Source organism: Streptomyces sp. NPDC002935, from assembly GCF_040611295.1.
In the GTDB taxonomy this organism is placed as follows: Bacteria; Actinomycetota; Actinomycetes; order Streptomycetales; family Streptomycetaceae; genus Streptomyces.
In genome coordinates this window covers 375,833-396,103 of sequence record NZ_JBEXNW010000002.1, presented here as the reverse complement: position 1 = coordinate 396,103, position 20,271 = coordinate 375,833, and the positions used below count along the sequence as shown (strand labels likewise).

The 20,271-nt window shown below is 69.0% G+C and carries 15 protein-coding genes; 13 read left to right on the top strand and 2 right to left on the bottom strand.

The features are described from left to right. Window positions 1-74 precede the first annotated feature (74 nt). A complete protein-coding gene (locus tag ABZX90_RS03880) occupies window positions 75-353 on the top strand; it encodes a hypothetical protein (RefSeq protein WP_355201252.1) in 279 nt (92 codons plus the stop codon). Window positions 354-471: 118 nt separating this feature from the next. On the opposite strand, the gene ABZX90_RS03875 is transcribed toward ABZX90_RS03880, so the two are convergent. Then, on the bottom strand, window positions 472-1,437 hold the full coding sequence (locus ABZX90_RS03875) for a hypothetical protein (protein ID WP_355201250.1): 966 nt from the start codon (window positions 1,435-1,437) through the stop codon (window positions 472-474). A gap of 136 nt (window positions 1,438-1,573) precedes the next feature. Here ABZX90_RS03875 and ABZX90_RS03870 point away from each other — a divergent pair, with 136 nt between their 5' ends. From ABZX90_RS03870 to ABZX90_RS03815, 12 genes are all read left to right on the top strand, one after another. Continuing rightward, entirely contained in the window at window positions 1,574-4,225 is a 2,652-nt protein-coding gene (locus ABZX90_RS03870) for a valine--tRNA ligase (RefSeq protein ID WP_351119664.1), read from the top strand. A gap of 559 nt (window positions 4,226-4,784) precedes the next feature. After that, a complete protein-coding gene (locus tag ABZX90_RS03865) occupies window positions 4,785-6,323 on the top strand; it encodes a folylpolyglutamate synthase/dihydrofolate synthase family protein (protein WP_351119662.1) in 1,539 nt (512 codons plus the stop codon). Window positions 6,324-6,328: 5 nt separating this feature from the next. Further along, window positions 6,329-6,700, top strand: a complete 372-nt coding sequence (locus tag ABZX90_RS03860; RefSeq protein ID WP_351119660.1) for a DUF4233 domain-containing protein — start codon at window positions 6,329-6,331, stop codon at window positions 6,698-6,700. Window positions 6,701-6,849: 149 nt separating this feature from the next. After that, entirely contained in the window at window positions 6,850-7,263 is a 414-nt protein-coding gene (gene ndk, locus ABZX90_RS03855; protein ID WP_351119658.1) for a nucleoside-diphosphate kinase, read from the top strand. Between the two features lie 438 nt (window positions 7,264-7,701). After that, the gene (locus ABZX90_RS03850; RefSeq protein WP_339129341.1) at window positions 7,702-8,721 is read left to right on the top strand and encodes a rod shape-determining protein; all 1,020 of its coding nucleotides are present in this window, start codon (window positions 7,702-7,704) and stop codon (window positions 8,719-8,721) included. 218 nt (window positions 8,722-8,939) lie between these two features. Beyond that, complete coding sequence (gene mreC, locus ABZX90_RS03845) at window positions 8,940-9,878, top strand: rod shape-determining protein MreC (protein ID WP_351119656.1); 939 nt, start codon at window positions 8,940-8,942, stop codon at window positions 9,876-9,878. Window positions 9,879-9,896: 18 nt separating this feature from the next. Next, window positions 9,897-10,565, top strand: coding sequence for a rod shape-determining protein MreD (mreD, locus tag ABZX90_RS03840; protein WP_351119654.1), 669 nt, complete (start codon window positions 9,897-9,899; stop codon window positions 10,563-10,565). A 140-nt stretch (window positions 10,566-10,705) separates the two neighbouring features. Beyond that, complete coding sequence (mrdA, locus tag ABZX90_RS03835; protein ID WP_351119652.1) at window positions 10,706-12,964, top strand: penicillin-binding protein 2; 2,259 nt, start codon at window positions 10,706-10,708, stop codon at window positions 12,962-12,964. Between the two features lie 34 nt (window positions 12,965-12,998). Further along, entirely contained in the window at window positions 12,999-14,198 is a 1,200-nt protein-coding gene (gene rodA / locus ABZX90_RS03830; RefSeq protein WP_351119650.1) for a rod shape-determining protein RodA, read from the top strand. Window positions 14,199-14,325: 127 nt separating this feature from the next. Further along, window positions 14,326-15,855: a CYTH and CHAD domain-containing protein gene (locus ABZX90_RS03825; protein WP_351119648.1), complete on the top strand. Its 1,530-nt coding sequence runs from the start codon at window positions 14,326-14,328 to the stop codon at window positions 15,853-15,855. Between the two features lie 152 nt (window positions 15,856-16,007). Next, the gene (locus ABZX90_RS03820) at window positions 16,008-17,978 is read left to right on the top strand and encodes a TIGR03960 family B12-binding radical SAM protein (protein ID WP_351119646.1); all 1,971 of its coding nucleotides are present in this window, start codon (window positions 16,008-16,010) and stop codon (window positions 17,976-17,978) included. A 390-nt stretch (window positions 17,979-18,368) separates the two neighbouring features. After that, window positions 18,369-19,109: a hypothetical protein gene (locus ABZX90_RS03815; RefSeq protein ID WP_355201244.1), complete on the top strand. Its 741-nt coding sequence runs from the start codon at window positions 18,369-18,371 to the stop codon at window positions 19,107-19,109. Window positions 19,110-19,742: 633 nt separating this feature from the next. Here the strand turns inward: ABZX90_RS03815 and ABZX90_RS03810 are convergent. After that, window positions 19,743-20,210 carry a hypothetical protein gene (locus ABZX90_RS03810; protein WP_355201242.1) on the bottom strand — a complete coding sequence of 156 codons (468 nt, stop codon included), beginning with the start codon at window positions 20,208-20,210 and terminating at the stop codon, window positions 19,743-19,745. Window positions 20,211-20,271 lie beyond the last annotated feature (61 nt).

Genomic DNA, 20,271 nt, shown 5'->3' with positions numbered 1-20,271 from the left:
TGTGCCGACGCCTTCCATTTAATGATCATGCAAGGCGGACCACCTTGCGACGGGTGAAACGGGAGGACCGGAAGATGAGATTGAGACGTGCCGTGACGGCGTTGAGCGTGGCTGCGGCGGCAGGGGTCGTTCCCCTGGTGATGGCCGCCCCGGCGTCCGCCACCACCGCGGAGTGTCGGTCCTACGTGGCCTGGATCGGCTACAACGTCGGGCCCAAGGTGACGGCGGCGTGCGAGCACCACCACATAACGACCCCGCTCGGGGGGAGAGTCGCAAATCCGGCCTGCTACGTCGCGCTCGTCAACGCAGGCCTCAAGGCCGACGAGGCCGACAGTGCCTGCCGCCGTGCATAGCGGAGAGTTGACGACGCCGAGGCGACCGGAAAAAGGGCTTTAGCGGGAAAATCAGGGGGCTCGACCAACAGGTCGAGCCCCCTCACCGTTTGAAGCGCTCCCGCTCGGAGCGCGCACGTCAGATCTTGACGCGGATGTCCTTGCGCAGTGCCGCGGTCACCTTGGCGGACTCGTTCAGGTCCACGCCCTGGCCGCCCTCGGCGACTACGCCGAAGCCGAGCGTGCTGTAGTCGGCCCACATGCACATGTACTGGGTGTCGGTCTTGCCGGTCGCCGCGTTGGGCGCCTTCGCCTGCTGGCACTTCATGATGGCGCCGTCGAGACCGGGCGGGCTCACGGACTGCGCCGCGCCGACGAACTCGACCTTGGTGCTGGAGTCCTTGGCGGAGTCCTTCTTGATGTTCGCGAGCGCGGCGTCGAGGGCCGCCTCGGGGTCCTTCACCTTGCCGTAGAGGCCGGAGAAGGTGATGGCCTTCGACCCGGCTATGGCGGCCGGGTCCTTCAGCGTCTCCGGGTCACTGAGGTCGACCGTGGAGTAGATCCCGCCCACGGACTTGGCGTTGGTGATGCCGCTGGTGGCCAGGTCCTTCGTGTCGCCGGAGGAGGGGTCCTGCGGGCCCTGGTCCTTACCCATGCGCTGGTACTGGCCGTCGATCACCTTCGCCGGCGTCGTCAGCTTGTGCGGGCCGTCGTCGGCCACGTCGGAGCCGCTGCTGCTCCCGGCCAGGACGAGGTACGCGCCCACCGCGATCGCCGCCACCACGGCGACGCCGCCGATTATCAGGCCCGTCCTCTTCTTGCCGCCGGACGGCTCGGGCGGCATCGGGACCGTGCCGTAGGGAGGCTGCTGGCCGTACGGGGGCTGGCCGTACGGAGGGGTCGGCGGCTGGCCGCCGGGGGGAGCCTGCTGGGGGTAGCCGTAGCCGGGCTGAGCGGGGGGAGCCTGCTGCGGGTAGCCGTAGCCGGGCTGAGGGGCCTGCGGCTGCTGGCCGTAAGGGCCCGGCTGGCCCGGCTGGCCTGGCTGGCCGTACGGTCCGGGCTGCTGGGGCTGCCCGCCGTACGGGCCCGGCTGGTTGTAGCTCATTCCTGGGTTCCCCTCCAGATACTTATGTGTTGCGAACATCCTGACGCACAGGCCACGCCCCCAAGTCCCCGGGGGCCGCACCGTTACGAAGTAATCCCGTTTCGGGACAGGGGCGTGACGCCTCTAAACTGACCCCGTGACCGAAAACGCTCAGCAGCAGCCATCAGAGCCCAACACCGAACTGCCGACCCAGTACGCGCCGGCCGATGTAGAGGGGCCGCTGTACGAGCGCTGGGTGGAGCGCGGTTACTTCGAGGCGGACGCGAAGAGCGACAAGCCTCCGTTCACGGTCGTCATCCCGCCGCCCAACGTCACGGGCAGCCTGCACCTCGGGCACGCCTTCGAGCACACCCTCATCGACGCCCTCACGCGCCGTAAGCGCATGCAGGGTTTCGAGACGCTGTGGCAGCCCGGCATGGACCACGCCGGCATCGCCACGCAGAACGTCGTCGAGCGGGAGCTGGGCAAGGAGGGCAAGTCGCGGCACGACCTCGGCCGGGAGGCGTTCGTCGAGCGCGTCTGGCAGTGGAAGGCCGAGTCCGGTGGGCAGATCTCCGGGCAGATGCGCCGCCTCGGTGACGGCGTCGCCTGGTCGCGTGAGCGTTTCACCATGGACGAGGGGCTCTCCCAGTCCGTCCAGACCATCTTCAAGAAGCTCTACGACGACGAGCTGATCTATCGCGCCGAGCGCATCATCAACTGGTGCCCGCGCTGCCTCACCGCCATCTCGGACATCGAGGTCGAGTACCAGGACGACGACGGCGAGCTGGTCTCCATGAAGTACGGGGAGGGGGACGACTCCATCGTCGTCGCCACCACCCGTGCCGAGACCATGCTCGGTGACACCGCCGTCGCCGTCCACCCGAGCGACGAGCGGTACAAGCACCTCGTCGGCAAGCTCATCAGGCTGCCGCTGACCGAGCGTTTCATCCCGGTCGTCGCGGACGAGCACGTCGACCCCGAGTTCGGCACGGGCGCCGTCAAGGTGACGCCCGCCCATGACCCGAACGACTTCGAGATCGGGCAGCGCCACAACCTGCCCAACATCGCCGTGATGGACGAGCACGCGGTCATCACGGTCCCGGGTCCCTTCCAGGGCCTGGACCGTCTGGAGGCCCGTTCCGCCATCGTCGGCGCGCTGCGCGCCGACGGCCGGATCGTCGCCGAGAAGCGCCCGTACAGCCACTCAGTGGGCCACTGCTCGCGCTGCAAGACCACCATCGAGCCGCGCCTTTCCATGCAGTGGTGGGTCAAGGTCGGTCCGCTGGCGAAGGCCGCGGGCGACGCCGTCCGCGACGGTCGCGTCAAGATCCACCCGCAGGAGATGGAGAAGCGGTACTTCGACTGGGTCGACAACCTCCACGACTGGTGCATCTCGCGGCAGTTGTGGTGGGGACACCGGATTCCGGTCTGGTACGGGCCGAACGGCGAGATCGTCTGCGTCGGTCCCGACGACGAGGCCCCGACGGGCGAGGGCTGGCACCAGGACACCGACGTCCTCGACACCTGGTTCTCCTCCGGCCTGTGGCCGTTCTCCACGCTCGGCTGGCCCGAACAGACCGAGAGCCTCGCGAAGTTCTACCCGAACTCCGTCCTGGTCACCGGCTACGACATCCTCTTCTTCTGGGTCGCCCGGATGATGATGTTCGGCCTGTACGCGATGGACGGCACCCCTCCGTTCCACACCATCGCCCTGCACGGCATGGTCCGCGACCAGTTCGGCAAGAAGATGTCCAAGTCCTTCGGGAACGCGGTCAATCCGCTCGACTGGATGGACAAGTACGGCAGCGACGCACTGCGGTTCACGCTCGCGCGCGGCGCCAACCCGGGCGTCGACGTGCCGATCGGCGAGGACTGGGTCCAGGGCTCGCGCAACTTCGCCAACAAGATCTGGAACGCCACCCGTTTCGCGCTGATGAACGGCGCGACGGTCGAGGGTGAACTCCCGCCCGTCGAGGAGCTGTCGGCCACCGACCGCTGGATCCTGTCCCGGCTGAACGCCACGGTCGCCGAAGTGGACGCCCTGTACGACGACTTCCAGTTCGCCAAGCTGTCGGACGCCCTGTTCCACTTCGCGTGGGACGAGGTCTTCGACTGGTACGTCGAGCTGTCCAAGACGACGTTCATGGCGGGCGGCGAGCCCGCGAAGGTCTCCGGCCGGGTCCTCGGTGAGGTCCTGGACGTCACCCTGCGGCTCCTGCACCCGATCGTCCCGTTCGTGACGGAGACCCTTTGGACCACCCTCACGGGCGGCGAGTCGGTCGTCATCGCGGAGTGGCCGAAGGCCGTGTCCGTTCCGGGTGCCGACGCGGCGGGCGGCTTCCGCGACACCGCCGCCGAGCAGGAGATCGAGAAGCTCCAGCAGGTCATCACGGAGGTCCGCCGCTTCCGTGCCGACCAGGGTCTCCAGCCGGGCCAGCGGGTCCCGGCCCGGCTGACCCTCGACGGGACCGCGCTGGCCCCGCACGAGGCGGCCATCCGTCAACTGCTGCGTCTCCAGCCGGAGGGCGAGAGCTTCTCGGCCACGGCGACGCTGCCGGTGGCGGGTGCCACGGTCGCGCTCGACCTGTCGGGCACGATCGACATCGCCGCGGAACGCAAGCGTCTGGCCAAGGACCTCGCCGCCGCCGAGAAGGAGAAGGCCCAGGCGAACGGCAAGCTCGGCAACGAGGCGTTCCTCGCCAAGGCCCCGGACAACGTCGTGGAGAAGATCCGCGGGCGGCTCGCCAAGGCGGACGATGACATCGCCCGCATCCAGGAGCAGCTGAACCGCCTGCCGGAGGCGTGACCGCCGGTCGTCAGCACCTGAACGCGTGAAGAAGGCCCCCGGGACCTCAACGGCCCCGCGGGCCTTCGCCGTGTCCCGCCGCCGTGTCCCGCCGTCCGGGTCAGCCGCCGTGTCAGCCGCCGTGTTCAGCGGCTGTGTCCCGGCGTCCGGGTCAGCCGCCGTGTTCAGCGGCCGTGTCCAGCCGTCCGGGTCAGCCGCCGTCTCCCGCCGCCCTGTCCAGCCGCCCTGTCCAGCCGTCCGGGCTTCGCCGTGTCCGTGTGGTCCGGGCTTCGCCGTGTCCCCGCCGCCCGGGCCACCCCGACCCGCCCCGCCCCCTCGCGTACGACCCGGACCCGGGCCCGCCCCGCCCCTGGCCCCCGCCCCCTCGCGTACGACCCGGACCCGGACTCGCCCCGCCCCTAGCACCCCGCCCCCTCGCGCCCGTCCGACCCGGATCCGCCCCGCTCCGCCCCGGACCGAGCAGTCCGGGGCGGAGCGGGCGAAACCGTCACACGCGCCCACACGCACCCACATGCACCCGCACGCCCCCACACCCTCGCCACCTCCGTAGACTGGCCCCGTGAGTGACCTCCCCCCGCACGACAGCAGCGCGTCCGACGAGCCGGAACCCCGTGACCCGCACGGTCTCTTCGACGAGATCGTGGCCGCCGAGGCCGCACGCGACCCCGACCTCGCGGTGATCGAGGCCGGCAGCCGCACCCTGCGTACCCAGGGCAGCGGCGACCCGCAGGCCGATGTCCCCGGGCGTCCCTCCGACCCCGAGGTCGACAAGGCTCTGCGCGAGGTGGAGGCCGAACTCGCCACCCGCTGGGGCGAGACCAAGCTGGAGCCGTCCGTCAGCCGCATCGCGGCGCTGATGGACGTCCTGGGGGAGCCGCAGCGCGCGTACCCCTCGATCCACATCACGGGCACCAACGGCAAGACCTCCACCGCCCGCATGATCGAGGCCCTGCTCAGCGCCTTCGACCTGCGCACCGGGCGCTACACCAGCCCCCACGTCCAGTCGATCACCGAGCGGATCAGCCTCGACGGGGCGCCGATCTCCGCCGAGCGGTTCGTCGAGACGTACAACGACATCAAGCCCTACGTCGAGATGATCGACGGGCAGCAGGAGTACCGGCTGTCCTTCTTCGAGGTGCTCACGGGCATGGCGTACGCCGCCTTCGCCGACGCGCCCGTGGACGTCGCCGTCGTCGAGGTCGGCATGGGCGGCAGTTGGGACGCCACCAACGTGATCGACGGCGACGTCGCCGTGGTGACCCCCATCGACCTCGACCACACCGACCGGCTCGGCGAGACACCCGGCGAGATCGCCACCGAGAAGGCCGGCATCGTCAAGCAGGACGCCACCGTCATCCTCGCCCAGCAGCCGGTCGACGCGGCCCAGGTGCTGCTGAAGAAGGCCGTCGAGGTGGACGCGACGGTGGCCCGCGAGGGGCTCGAATTCGGTGTCGTGGCACGCCAGGTCGCCGTCGGCGGGCAGCTGCTCACGCTGCGCGGCCTCGGCGGGGAGTACGAAGAGGTCTTCCTGCCGCTGCACGGCGCCTACCAGGCGCACAACGCCGCCGTGGCGCTCGCCGCCGTCGAGGCGTTCTTCGGCGTCGGCTCGGCGCACACCCAGCGGCTCGACATCGACACCGTGCGCAAGGCGTTCGCCGCGGTCACCTCGCCGGGTCGCCTGGAGATCGTGCGGCGGTCCCCGACCGTCGTGCTCGACGCCGCGCACAACCCGGCGGGCGCCCGCGCCACCGCCGAGGCGGTGAGCGAGGTGTTCGACTTCAGCCGGCTGATCGGAGTCGTCGGCGCGAGCGGCGACAAGAACGTCCGGGGGCTACTCGAAGCCTTCGAACCGATCTTCGCCGAGGTCGTCGTCACGCAGAACTCCAGTCATCGCGCGATGGACGCGGACGAGCTGGCCGGGATCGCCGTCGAGGTCTTCGGCGACGAGCGGGTGCAGGTCGAACCGCGGCTCGACGACGCGCTGGAGGCCGCGATCACGCTCGCCGAGGAAGAGGGCGAGTTCGCGGGCGGGGGCGTCCTGGTCACCGGATCCGTCATCACGGTCGGCGAGGTCCGACTGCTCCTGGGGAGGGGCTGACTCTCGTGCGTACGCTCTGTGCTTCGACACTGATCGGCGAGTTCTTCGTCATCGGCTTCGCCGGTCTCGTCGCCATGAAGGAACCCGACCTGTCCACGGCCACGGTCTGGACGGTCTGCGGGGTCCTGATGGCGCTGAGTGTGCTGCTGTGCGGCATGATCACCCGGCCCGGCGGTGTCCAGCTCGGCTGGGCGCTGCAGATCCTGCTGATCGCCGGCGGCTTCGTCGTGCCGTCGATGTTCGTCCTGGGCGCGGTCTTCGCCGCCCTGTGGTGGGCGTCGGTCCACTACGGGCGGATGATCGACGAGGCCAAGGCCAGGTTCGCCGCACAGGCGCAGCCGCAGCCTCAGGCCGAGGCGGGCGGCACCCCGGCGTAGCCCCGGCCGAGGCGGGCGGCACCCCGGTGCGGGCCGACGGCCGGGTGGTGGTGGCTGGTGCCGGTATCACCTGACGCTGCGTGACAGCCACCCGGACACGCCCTGTAGCCTCGGTCATCCGTACAAATGTGACCCGAAGGAGCCATCCCGTGAGCCAGCGCACCCTCGTCCTTCTCAAGCCCGACGCCGTCCGTCGCGGCCTGACCGGCGAGATCATCAGCCGTATCGAGCGCAAGGCCGGCTGGCAGATCACCGCGCTGGAGCTGCGGACCCTGGACCAGGAGACGCTGGAGCAGCACTACGGCGAGCACAAGGGCAAGCCCTTCTACGAGCCGCTGGTGGAGTTCATGGCCTCCGGTCCGGTCGTGGCGCTGATCGTCGAGGGCGACCGGGTCATCGAGGGCGTCCGCGCCCTGGCCGGCCCGACCGACCCGATCGCCGCCGCTCCCGGTTCCATCCGCGGTGACTTCGGCGTCATCGTCCGCGAGAACCTGATCCACGCCTCCGACTCCGAGGAGTCCGCCGAGCGCGAGGTGAAGATCTTCTTCCCCGGCCGCGTCTGAGCGTACGGACGGCGCGGTCTCGGCCGCGGTCGCGTGCACGGACGGTCACCGAGTCGCGTACGGACGGTCGCGTCCGAGGTCCCGGGCGGTCCCGGTGAGGCCGTTCGGACGCCTTCCCGGGCACGCCGGGCGGCACATTTCGAAGAATTTTTCTGAGACTGCGTCAGCGCCGCTCGGACAGCCTGACCTGGGGCGGCCGTGAAAAATCCGGCCGTCCCGTGGCATATGCGTGCTGATCGGGGGAACGCGTGACCCCGATGGCCCGTCTCCACAAGCGAGTCGGCTCGTCATCTGCTGACAATGGCGAAGACCCTCGCGCAGTGTTCGTGCAGGCGCGTCTACGATGGAAGCCTTCACGTCGCTGCACCCACCTCGCCGTCCTAAAAAGCCGTCAAAGCTCCACTTGGGAAGGCCAGACGAATCCTGATGGGGAACTCAATGTCGTTCATCGGCCGTGACATGGCTGTCGACCTCGGGACCGCCAACACGCTGGTGTACGTCAGGGGTCGCGGGATCGTACTCAACGAGCCGTCCGTCGTCGCGATCAACACCAACACCGGCGGGATCCTCGCGGTCGGCGCGGAAGCGAAGAAGATGATCGGGCGGACCCCGGGCAACATCGTTGCCGTGCGTCCGCTGAGGGACGGTGTCATCGCCGACTTCGAGATCACCGAGCGCATGCTCCGCTACTTCATCCTGAAGATCCACAAGCGGCGCTACCTCGCCCGCCCCCGTGTCGTCGTCTGTGTGCCCTCCGGTATCACGGGCGTCGAGCGCCGTGCCGTCATCGAGGCGTCGTCCCAGGCCGGCGCCCGCCAGGTGCACATCATCGAGGAGCCCATGGCCGCGGCCATCGGCGCCGGCCTGCCGGTCCACGAGGCCACGGGCAACATGGTGGTGGACATCGGCGGCGGCACCACGGAGGTCGCGGTCATCTCGCTCGGCGGCATCGTCACCGCCCAGTCCATCCGCGTCGCGGGCGACGAGCTGGACAACGCGATCATCCAGCACATCAAGAAGGAGTACAGCCTCCTTCTCGGTGAGCGGACGGCCGAGCAGATCAAGATCACGATCGGTTCGGCGTACGACCTCGACAATGACGAGCACACCGAAATCCGCGGCCGGGACCTGGTTTCCGGACTGCCCAAGACGGTCGTCATCTCCGCGGCGGAGGTCCGCAAGGCGATCGAGGAGCCGGTCAACGCGATCATCGACGCCGTGAAGACGACGCTCGACAAGTGTCCGCCCGAGCTCTCCGGTGACGTGATGGACCGCGGAATCGTTCTGACCGGCGGTGGAGCCCTGCTGCGCGGCCTCGACGAGCGACTGCGCCGCGAGACCGGCATGCCGATCCACATCGCCGAGGACCCGCTGGACAGCGTGGCGCTCGGCTCCGGCAAGTGTGTCGAGGAGTTCGAGGCGCTCCAGCAGGTCCTGGACGCCCAGCCCCGCAGATGAAGTAACACTTCGATTCCGCCGTACGAGATCACCCCTTCTCGTACGGCGGATCGTTGGCATGGAGGCATAAACTCCTGCGACATAGAGTCATAACCTCCCCCATAACAGCCTCCCCGTCACACCCCCCCACCCCAAGCCTCATCGCACCGTGGGCATCCTTTTCGCCCAGGGTGCGCCCCTGTTGACCCATTACAACGAGGAAGGCACGGCCGCCGCACGTGAGGGACACACGAGAGAGCCGGCTGCTCCTGGTGCTGCTGATCGCCATCGCGTTCGCACTGATCACGGTGGACATCCGCGGCGGGCAGGACTCACCGGTCGACGGTGCCCGCCAGGCCGCCGCGACGGTCTTCGGCCCGATCGAGAACGGGGTGTCGTCCGCGGTCGACCCCGTCGGCAACGCCATCGCCGCGGTCCGTGACTCGGGCACGCGCCACGATCGCGTCGCCCAACTGGAGCACGACAACGCGGCGTTGAAGGCGAAGCTCGGCAGCGACGACCGCAACCGCAGCCGCCTCAAGCAGCTCGACAAGATGATCAAGGTGGCGGGCGAGGGCCAGTACGGGATCAAGGGCGCCGAGGTGATCGCCATAGGGGCGGCCCAGGGTTTCTCCTGGACCGTCACCATCGACGTCGGCGCCAACGACGGCATCAAGCGCGACATGACCGTCCTGAACGGCGACGGCCTGGTCGGCCGGGTCACCACCGTCGGACCGGACACCGCGACCGTGCTGCTCGCCAACGACCCCGACTTCACCGTCGGCACCCGCATGGAGTCGAGCGACGAACTCGGCTTCGCCTCCGGGCAGGGCGACCGCCCGCTGCGCGTCGAGCTCCTCAACGCCAAGGCGAAGATCAAGAAGGGTGACCGGCTGGTCACCTTCGGCTCGCAGGCCGACAAGCCGTTCGTGCCCGGCGTGCCCGTCGGTGTCGTCTCCCGCGTCGACCCGTCCGGCGGTGACCTGACCCGCACGATCTACGTCAGGCCGTACGTCTCCTTCACCAAGCTCGACATCATCGGCGTCGTCGTCGCGGCTCCCAAGAGCGACCCGCGCGACACCGTCCTGCCACCGAAACCCAAACCGACGCCCACGCCGACCGTGACCGTGACGGTCACCCCCTCGGCGAACACGCCCGTCGACGGCCAGCAGCAGTAGCAGGAGGAGCCGAATCCCATGCGTTTCAACCGGATGCTGCTCTCCGTCACCCTGGTGGTCGTCGCCCTGGTGATCCAGGTGAGCGTTCTTGCCCGACTTCATCTCCCGGGCGCCGTCCCGGACCTGGTGCTCCTGACCGTGCTCGCCCTCGCCCTGGTCTACGGCCATGTCGGCGGCGCGCTCATCGGCTTCGGCGCGGGTCTGCTCTCCGACCTCGCCCCGCCCGCCGACCACGCCGCCGGACGCTTCGCCCTCGTGCTCTGCGTCATCGGCTACCTCGCCGGCCTCGCCAAGCCGGAGAACGGCCGGCTCAAGTCGGCCACCGGACCGATGGTCGTGGTCGTCGCCGCCGCGGTCGGCTCCACCCTGCTCTACGCGAGTGTCGGCGCCCTCGTCGGCGACACCGCCGCCCGCCATGTCGGGCTCGGCAGCCTGCTCTTCACGGCCGCCGTCTACGACCTGCTGCTCGCGCCCTTCGTCGTCCCGGTGCTGATGGCGCTGGCCCGGCGCGCCGAGAACGATCCGCTCGCCGAGGGCGGTTCGGCGTCCGCGGCCGACGTCTCCGCGGGGTGGCTGTCCTCCGGCACCGGGCTGCGCATCGGCAGCCAGCGCGGCGGACTGCGCGTGAAGGCCGCCAAGGCGCGGGTCGCCCGCGCCGGACGCATCAAGGGGGTCAAGCGGCTGTGACGACAGTGACGAGGGCCGTCCGGCGGACACCTCAAGCACCGCACGGGTCACGGAACTTGACCGGCCGCGGTGTCGCCGCGCACAGGTTCGTCGGGTACTCGTATGTCTCGTACACACACTGAGAGGGGGAGGCAGCAGCAGTGACCAACATTCCCGAGACCGGTCGGACTCCACGGGTCCAGATCCGACTCGTCGTCATCCAGATTCTCGTACTCTCCCTTCTCGGCACCCTGGGCGGACGCCTCTGGTATCTCCAGATCCGCAACGGCGACGAGTACGCCAAGGAAGCCTCCGGCAACCACGTCCAGCAGGTCGTGCAGCCCGCCGTACGGGGCTCGATCCTGGACGCGCGAGGCGTGCCGATCGCCGACAACGAGACCCGGCTCGTGGTCTCCGCCTCGCGCACCGACCTGCTGAAGATGGCGGACGACGGAAAGGCCGTCCTCACCAAGCTCGCCGGTGTGCTGGGCATGAAGCCCGACGACGTCATCCAGAAGGTCCGTCTCTGCGACGCCAAGACGCCGCAGCCCTGCTGGAACGGCTCGCCCTACCAGCCGATCCCCATCACCGACGAGGCCACCGCGCGCCAGGCCCTGCAGATCCGCGAGCGCTCCGAGGACTTCCCCGGCATCACCGCCGAACCGGAGGCGGTGCGCCGTTACGCGGCCCCCGGCAAGTCCAACACCGCGCAGGTGCTCGGCTACCTCTCGCCCGTCACCGACGACGAGATCACCCAGGCCAAGGACACCGACTCGCCCTACCTCCGCTCCGACCAGGTCGGCCGCTCCGGCCTGGAGCGCCAGTACGACAAGGCCCTGCGCGGCAAGGCCGGCGTCACCCGCTACGAGGTCGACAACCTCGGCCGCGTCATCGGCAAGGCCAAAAGCGACAAGGCCGAACCCGGCGCCAACCTGGTCACCAGCATCGACGCCCGCGTCCAGCGCGTCGCCGAGTACGAGCTGGACTACGCGATGAAGGTCGCCCGGACCCAGTTCGACAAGATCACCGGCGAGAACTACAAGGCCGACTCCGGCGCGGTCGTGGTGATGGAGGCCAAGACCGGCCGTGTCGTCGCCATGGCGTCCCAGCCGACGTACGACCCGAACGCCTGGGTCGGCGGCATCTCCGGCAAGGACTACACCGCGCTCACCGGCAAGAAGTCCAACTACCCGCTGCTGAATCGCGCCATACAGGGTCAGTCCGCGCCCGGTTCGACGTTCAAGGTGGTCTCCACGGCCGCCGCGGTCGAGGCCGGCTACGACTTCGACGGCCACTACCCGTGCACGAGTTCGTACTCCGTCGGCAGCCAGGTCTTCAAGAACTTCGAGGGGGAGAGCTTCGGCCCCATCTCGCTCGGCCGGGCGCTGGAGGTCTCCTGCGACACCGTCTTCTACGGCCTCGCCGACAACGAGTGGAAGAAGGACGGCGGCATCAACCCGAAGAAGACCCCCAAGGACTTCTTCTACAAGACCGCCCACCAGTTCGGACTCGGCAAGGAGACCGGCATCGACCTCCCCAACGAGGTCACCGGCCGCGTCCCCGACCGCAAGTGGAAGGCCGACTACTGGAAGGCCAACAAGGACTCCTGGTGCAAGACCGGTAAGAGGGGCGGCACCTACGTCCAGCAGATCGCGTACGAGAACTGCCTCGAAGGCAACAAGATGCGCGAGGGCGACTCGATCAACTACTCCATCGGACAGGGCGACACCCTCGTCACCCCCGTCCAGGAAGCCGCCATCTACTCCGCGGTCTCCAACGGCGGCACCCTCTACGCCCCCACCATCGGCAAGGCGATCGTCAGCGCCGACGGCAAGAGCGTCCAGGAGATCAAGCCGACCGTGAACGGCAAGCTGCCGGTCAGCAAGGCGACGCTCAAGGGCATGAACGAGGCCTTCGCGGGTGTCGTCACCCGCGGTACCGCCGCCTGGAAGTTCGGAGGCTGGCCGCAGGACAAGATCCCGCTGCACGCCAAGACCGGTACCGCCGAGGTCTACGGCAAGCAGACCACGTCCTGGCTCGCCACGTACTCCAAGGAGTACACGATCATCATGACGATCTCCCAGGCCGGTACGGGTTCCGGCGCATCCGGTGAGGCCGTGCGCAAGATCTACAACGCGCTCTACGGCGTCTCCGCGGACGGGGCCATCGACAAGAAGAAGGCCCTGCTGCCGACCCCGCAGAAGAGCCTGCCGAAGGTCCAGACCGACGGCACGATCGACTCCCCGGCCATCTCCAAGGATCCGGTCAAGGACCTGCAGGCCAGCCAGGCACCCAAGGACGGGACCGCCGACCAGCAGCTGCCCGCGGGCACGACGGCCTCACCCACCGGAGGCAACCGCGACACCCGCAGGCGCACGGCCCGCCCGCACAAGAGGCGGGGGAAGAGGATCCTGACATGACGACCGCGGCGACCAAGGTGCTGAGGATCCTGACATGACCGGAGCCAACAACTTCTCCGTCTCCGGGTACGGACCCGAGCGCGCGGGCTGGACACGTCTGCTCGCCCGCGACTCGCTCGCCCGCCGGCTCGACTGGCCGATACTCCTGTCGGCCGTCGCGCTCTCGATGATCGGCGCGGCCCTCGTCTACTCGGCGACCCGCAACCGCACCGAGATCAACCAGGGCGACCCGTACTACTTCCTCATCCGCCACCTGATGAACACCGGCATCGGCTTCGGCCTGATGATCGGCACGATCTGGCTCGGCCACCGCACCCTGCGCACGGCCGTGCCGATCCTGTACGGGCTCTCGGTCTTCCTGATCCTCATGGTGCTGACCCCGCTCGGCGCCACCGTCAACGGCGCCCACGCGTGGATCGTCTTCGGCGGCGGCTTCTCGCTCCAGCCCTCGGAGTTCGTGAAGATCACGATCATCCTGGGCATGGCCATGCTGCTCGCGGCCCGGGTCGACGCCGGCGACAAGCCGTACCCGGACCACCGGACGGTGCTCCAGGCCCTCGGCCTCGCCGCCGTCCCGATCATGGTCGTGCTGCTCATGCCCGACCTCGGCTCGGTCATGGTCATGGTGATCATCATCCTCGGCGTGCTGCTCGCCTCCGGCGCTTCCAACCGCTGGGTGTTCGGCCTGATCGGCGCGGGCGCCCTCGGAGCGATCGCCGTCTGGCAGCTGCACATCCTCGACGAGTACCAGATCAACCGCTTCGCGGCCTTCGCCAACCCCGAACTCGACCCGGCCGGCGTCGGCTACAACACCAACCAGGCCCGGATCGCCATCGGTTCCGGCGGCCTCTTCGGCACCGGCCTCGGCCACGGCTCCCAGACGACGGGCCAGTTCGTGCCCGAGCAGCAGACCGACTTCGTCTTCACGGTCGCCGGCGAGGAACTGGGCTTCGTGGGCGCGGGCCTGATCCTGGTGCTCCTCGGTGTGATCCTGTGGCGCGCCTGCCGCATCGCCCGCGAGACGACCGAGCTGTACGGCACGATCGTCGCCGCCGGAATCATCGCCTGGTTCGCCTTCCAGTCCTTCGAGAACGTCGGCATGACCCTGGGCATCATGCCGGTCGCCGGCCTGCCCCTCCCGTTCGTGTCCTACGGCGGATCCTCCATGTTCGCCGTGTGGGTCGCGGTGGGCCTCCTGCAGTCGATCAGGGTGCAGCGCCCGATGTCGGCCTAGATGGACCCCGGGTGTCGCCCCGGAAAACGCGAGGCGACACCCGGTCCAACGGGAAAAGACGGTCCCTGGCCAAGTCGGGGCCGATTGGGTACTGCCCACGGCCCGCAAACGCGTCTAGATTCGGTTCATGGCGGACACGAAGCGCGAGATCGAGCGTAAGTACGAAGGTCCCGCGACCGAGGGCGGCGCCGACCTGCCAGATCTGAGCGGCGTCCCCGGAGTCGCGGGGGTCGTCGACAAGGGCGTCGCCGAACTCGACGCCACCTACTACGACACGCCCGACCAGCGACTTGCCGCCGCCTCCCTCACCCTGCGCCGCCGCACCGGTGGCCACGACGCCGGCTGGCACCTCAAACTCCCCGTCTCCGAGGGCGTACGCGACGAGATCCACGCCCCCCTCTCCGACACCGTGCCCCGCGCGTTGTCGGGCCTCCTGCGCTCCCGCGTACGCGACGCCGAACTCGTCCCCCTCGTCCGCCTGCTGTCGGCCCGCGACATCCGCCACCTCGTCGACGACTCCGGCGCCCTGCTCGCCGAGGTCAGTCTCGACCGGGTCCGCGCGGAACGGCTCAGCGGGGGCGGAGGCACCGCCGCGTGGACCGAGATCGAGGTGGAACTCGCGGACGACGGCGACCCCGCCTTCCTCGACAAGGTCGAGAAGAAACTCCGCAAGGCGGGCCTGAACCGCTCCGCCTCGCCCTCCAAACTGGCGAAGGCCCTCGACGAGACCGCCAAGCGCGCCAAGAAAGCGGCCCCCGAGAAGGAGCCCGCCCCCGAGAAGGAGCCGGTCACCGCGGGCGACCACGTCCTCGCCTACCTCCGCGCCCAGTACGACGCCATCGTCGAACTCGACCCGGCCGTCCGCCGCGACCTCCCCGACTCCGTGCACAGCCTGCGCGTCGCCACCCGCCGGATGCGCAGCACCTTCCGCTCGTACGGGAAGATCCTCGACCGCGCCGTCACCGACCCGATCGGCGACGAGCTGAAGTGGCTGGCCGGCGAGCTCGGCGTCGACCGCGACCAGGAAGTCCTCACCGAGCGGCTCAGCGAAGCCCTCGGCCAGCTGCCCCGCACCCTGCTCTCCGGCCCCGTCCGCACCCGGCTGCGCACCTGGGCGCAGGCCCGCCGCGGCGGCTCCCGGCGCCGTCTGATCGCCGTCCTGGACGGAAAGCGCTACCTGGCGCTGCTGACCGCACTCGAAGCGCTCGTGACCGACCCGCCGCTGCTCAAGGCGGCCGCGGGCGACCCCACGAAGGTGATCGCGAAGGCCGTCCGCAAGGACTTCGGCAAGGTCGCCGACCTCGTCGGCGAGGCCCTGGACCGGCCGCCGGGCGCCGACCGCGACCACGCCATGCACGAGGCCCGCAAGAAGGCCAAGCGCACCCGCTACGCCGCGGAAGCCGCCACCCCGGCCCTGGGCGGACCGGCCGCCGGCCTGGTCAAGTCGATGAAGTCACTGCAGGGCCTGCTCGGCGATCACCAGGACAGCGTGATGACCCGCGAGGCCCTGCGGGAACTTGCGGCTCTGGCGCACGCGGCGGGGGAGAGCTCGTTCACCTACGGGGTGCTGTACGGGCGCGAGGAACAGCGGGCGGCGGCGGCCGAGGCGGTGCTGCCGGAGGCCTGGGAGGCGACCGAGAGGCAGGCGGCGGTCTGACGCCGCTGCCGGGAGCCGGGGCCCGGGCCGGTGTCCGGGGGCCGGTGTCCGGTCGGCGGTGCGGCGGGTGGCTCCAGCCGCGTTAGGCTTGATGGTCACCCGCCCCAGCCTCCGGCCGGGGGTACCCCAGTCAGCTCACGAAGGTTCGCAAGATGCCTGCCGAAACCGCCGTGTCGGTCTTCCCACAGCTCGAAGCTCTGCTCCCGCATGTGCAGAAGCCGATCCAGTACGTCGGCGGAGAGCTCAATTCCACGGTCAAGCCCTGGGACGCCTGTGACGTCCGCTGGGCGCTCATGTACCCCGACGCGTACGAGGTCGGCCTGCCCAACCAGGGCGTCATGATCCTCTACGAGGTACTGAACGAGCGCGAGGGCGTCCTCGCCGAGCGCACGTACAGCGTCTGGCCGGACCTCGAGGAGCTGATGCGCGAGCACCGGGTCCCGCAGTTCACCGTGGACAGTCACCGCCCGGTGAAGGCCTTCGACGTGTTCGGCCTGTCCTTCTCCACGGAGCTGGGCTACACGAACATGCTGACCGCCCTCGACCTGGCCGGCATCCCGCTGGAGTCCAAGGACCGCACGCTCGACGACCCGATCGTGCTGGCCGGCGGCCACGCGGCCTTCAACCCCGAGCCGATCGCCGACTTCATCGACGCGGCGATCATCGGCGACGGCGAGCAGGCCGTGCTCGACATGACGGAGATCATCCGCGCCTGGAAGGCGGAGGGCCGCCCCGGAGGCCGCGAAGAGGTCCTCTTCCGCCTGGCCAGGACGGGCAACGTCTACATCCCGGCCTTCTACGACGTCGAGTACCTCCCCGACGGCCGGATCGCCCGCGTGGTCCCGAACAAGTCGGGCGTTCCGTGGCGCGTGTCCAAGCACACGGTCATGGACCTCGACGAGTGGCCCTACCCCAAGCAGCCGCTGGTCCCGCTGGCCGAGACGGTCCACGAGCGCATGTCGGTGGAGATCTTCCGCGGCTGTACGCGCGGCTGCCGCTTCTGCCAGGCGGGCATGATCACCCGCCCGGTGCGCGAGCGCTCCATCACGGGCATCGGCGAGATGGTGGAGAAGGGCCTGAAGGCGACGGGCTTCGAGGAGGTCGGCCTCCTCTCCCTGTCCTCCGCCGACCACTCGGAGATCGGCGACATCGCCAAGGGCCTGGCGGACCGGTACGAGGAAGACAAGATCGGCCTCTCGCTGCCCTCCACCCGGGTGGACGCCTTCAACGTCGACCTGGCGAACGAACTGACCCGCAACGGCCGGCGTTCGGGCCTGACCTTCGCCCCCGAGGGCGGCTCCGAGCGCATGCGCAAGGTCATCAACAAGATGGTCTCGGAAGAGGACCTCATCCGGACCGTCTCCACCGCCTACGGCAACGGCTGGCGCCAGGTGAAGCTGTACTTCATGTGCGGCCTGCCGACGGAGACGGACGAGGACGTCATGCAGATCGCCGACATGGCGATGAACGTGATCGCCGAGGGCCGCAAGGTCTCCGGCCAGAACGACATCCGCTGCACGGTGTCCATCGGCGGCTTCGTCCCCAAGCCCCACACCCCCTTCCAGTGGGCGCCGCAGCTCTCCGCCGAGGACACCGACGCCCGCCTCACGAAGCTCCGCGACAAGATCCGCGGCGACAAGAAGTACGGCCGCTCGATCGGCTTCCGCTACCACGACGGCAAGCCGGGCATCGTCGAGGGCCTGCTCTCCCGGGGTGACCGCCGCATCGGTTCCGTCATCCGCGCCGTCTACGAGGACGGCGGCCGCTTCGACGGCTGGCGCGAGCACTTCTCGTACGACCGCTGGATGAGCTGCGCCGACAAGACTCTCCCCGCCTTCGGCGTGGACGTCGACTGGTACACCACCCGCGAGCGCACCTACGAGGAGGTCCTGCCCTGGGACCACCTCGACTCGGGCCTCGACAAGGACTGGCTCTGGGAGGACTGGCAGGACTCCCTCGACGAGACCGAGGTCGAGGACTGCCGCTGGACCCCGTGCTTCGACTGCGGTGTCTGTCCGCAGATGGACACCCAGATCCAGATCGGCCCGACGGGCAAGAAGCTGCTGCCTCTGACGGTCAAGAACGCGGGTCCGACTCCGGCCGCGAGCGGTCACTCTCACTGACGTGAGCGGGGCACTCGATCGGGTAATTGAGGTGTTGGCGGGGGCTGGCGAGGACGAGGTGACGACTGCACTGTCCGCGGCCGGCGTCTCGCCCCCTCGCCCGGCGGCGTCGTCAGCGCCCCTCCGGACGCCCCGGCCGGACCCTGAGGCTTCGCTGTACATCGTTTCCGAGGTGGAGTGGGTCTGAGGCCCGTATCGGCTTGTGTGTGACTGTGTGTCGCGAGCCCCCTTTCTCGCCGGGAAGGGGGCTCGTTGACGTCTGGCGGCACGTGAATTCGTGGGCTTGACGCTGCGGAGTGCCCCGCCGCGGTGGCTGGCCCGCCGAGACAGCGATCCGATGAGATGACAGTCGGATGGGCGGGTACAATCCCACGGCTTACGCTCCGGGGCATGACCAAGTTCTACGCCACTGTGTGTCTGCCGCCGACTGCGCCGCGGAAGATTCCGCAGGCTGTAGCTGCCGCCATGGCGCCCTATAACGTCAACCTCACCGAGGAATGGAATCCGGTCGGCCATTGGGACTGGTGGGCCATCCACTCCAGCCCGGGCAATGCCTACCTCGTATTGCCTCAGCACGACGGTGACCGCAGGCTCGTCACCGCCTCAACGGTGCCGCGCAGGAAGGCCAAGCTCGATGGCCTCGGGCCGCTGGAATGCTATGGCGGGCCTCGGGGCCTGCTCGACTTCGACGGTATGCGGGACCGAGCGGCGCGCGCGCATGACGCCCTGCTCACCGCTTGGACCGAGCTGGCCGCGATACACCCGCCAGCCCGCCCGCTCGCCGACTTCCTCGCTCGCCACGAGGTCGACCCTGAGAGGTACTCCCCGGCAGACGCCAGGAAGGAGCATCTGGCCCAGCCACTGGTGCAGGACGTGGCCCAGAGGGCCGTCGCGGGAGACCCGCACTTTGATACGTCGTTCCTGCTCAACGACCCAGTCGCCTACTTCGCGCAGGAACATGAGGAAGCCCGGCTGTGGTCGGTCCGGTGCGCCGTGCCCGGCTTCGCCTTGGTCACCCTTGATGGCACGTGGATGGACGCGGACACAGACGGCCACTGGGAACAGGCCAACCGCTATCTCGACGCCCTCGACGTCGAGGCCGTCGTCCTCGACCTGCTCTGTCACTCTTGAGTCGTCAGTCCGGCCGTCCCGCGGCTGTGTGGCGGGACCCCAATGATCGCCCGGACAGGCTCTAGATGCGCAGACTCAGGGCGACTCGGCGACAACAAGGCAGCACGAGCGTGCACTTGCTGCGGCGCACCGCTCCGTAGCTCATTCCACCCACCGCCCAACCTCGTTCCCTAAAGCGGTAGTCGGCGGTTCGACACGGTATGGGTGGCTCCCTGTCCGCAGATGGACACCCAGATCCAGATCGGCCCGACGGGCAAGAAGCTGCTGCCTCTGACGGTCAAGAACGCGGGTCCGACTCCGGCTGCCAGTGGTCACTCTCACTGACGTGAGCGGGGCACTCGATCGGGTGATTGAGGCGCTGGCGGGGGCTAGCGAGGACGAGGTGACGGCTGCGCTGTCCGCGGTCGGCGCTTCGGAACCTCGCCCGTCGGCGCCGTCGAAACCCTTCAGGACGCCACTGCCGGGCCCTGAGGCTTTGCTGCACATCGTTTCCGAGGTGGAGTGGGTCTGAGGCCTGGATCGGCTTCTGCGTGACATGTACGACCCTGCGAGCTCCCCTTCCTGACCGGGAAGGGGAGCTCGTTGCTGTTCGCCGGGGAGCGAACCCGTGGGCCGACGGCTTGACTCGTCCGCTCAGGCCGAACCAGTTGCGTGCGTAGCCCGCAGGAACATGTCGGCCCCGAACCCCTCCCAGTCAACGGTCATGGTCTTCGCCGACAGCCCGTACACCCTTCCAACAGTCCGGTCGGTGTTGCCGTCATCGCACTTGAGCCTGATGACGTTCAGCCCGTCTTCTTTGGACACCTTGCCTCGACAGCGGTGAGACCCAATCAGTTCGACCCGCGGGCCATTGATGTGGAGTATGGCCATGCCTTCGGCGTCCGAGCTCATGGATGCGCGAGAGGAACCCCAGCTATCGGTGAGTGCGGCATCAGCCTTGCCGCTGTCCTTCTGAGGCTTAGGCGTGCTGGCCTCGCTGCTGGAGCTCGATGTCGGCCTCGGGGAGGACTTCACTTCCTTGGGCTTGGTACCGCTACACGCGGACAAGGCGACGAGTACCGCCAAGGTCACCCCGGCAATCTTCTGCACTCGCTTGATCACGTCACCCCTCCGAAGGACCAGCATCGGAACCGGATCCGAGACGACTGCGCTGGTCAGCGCG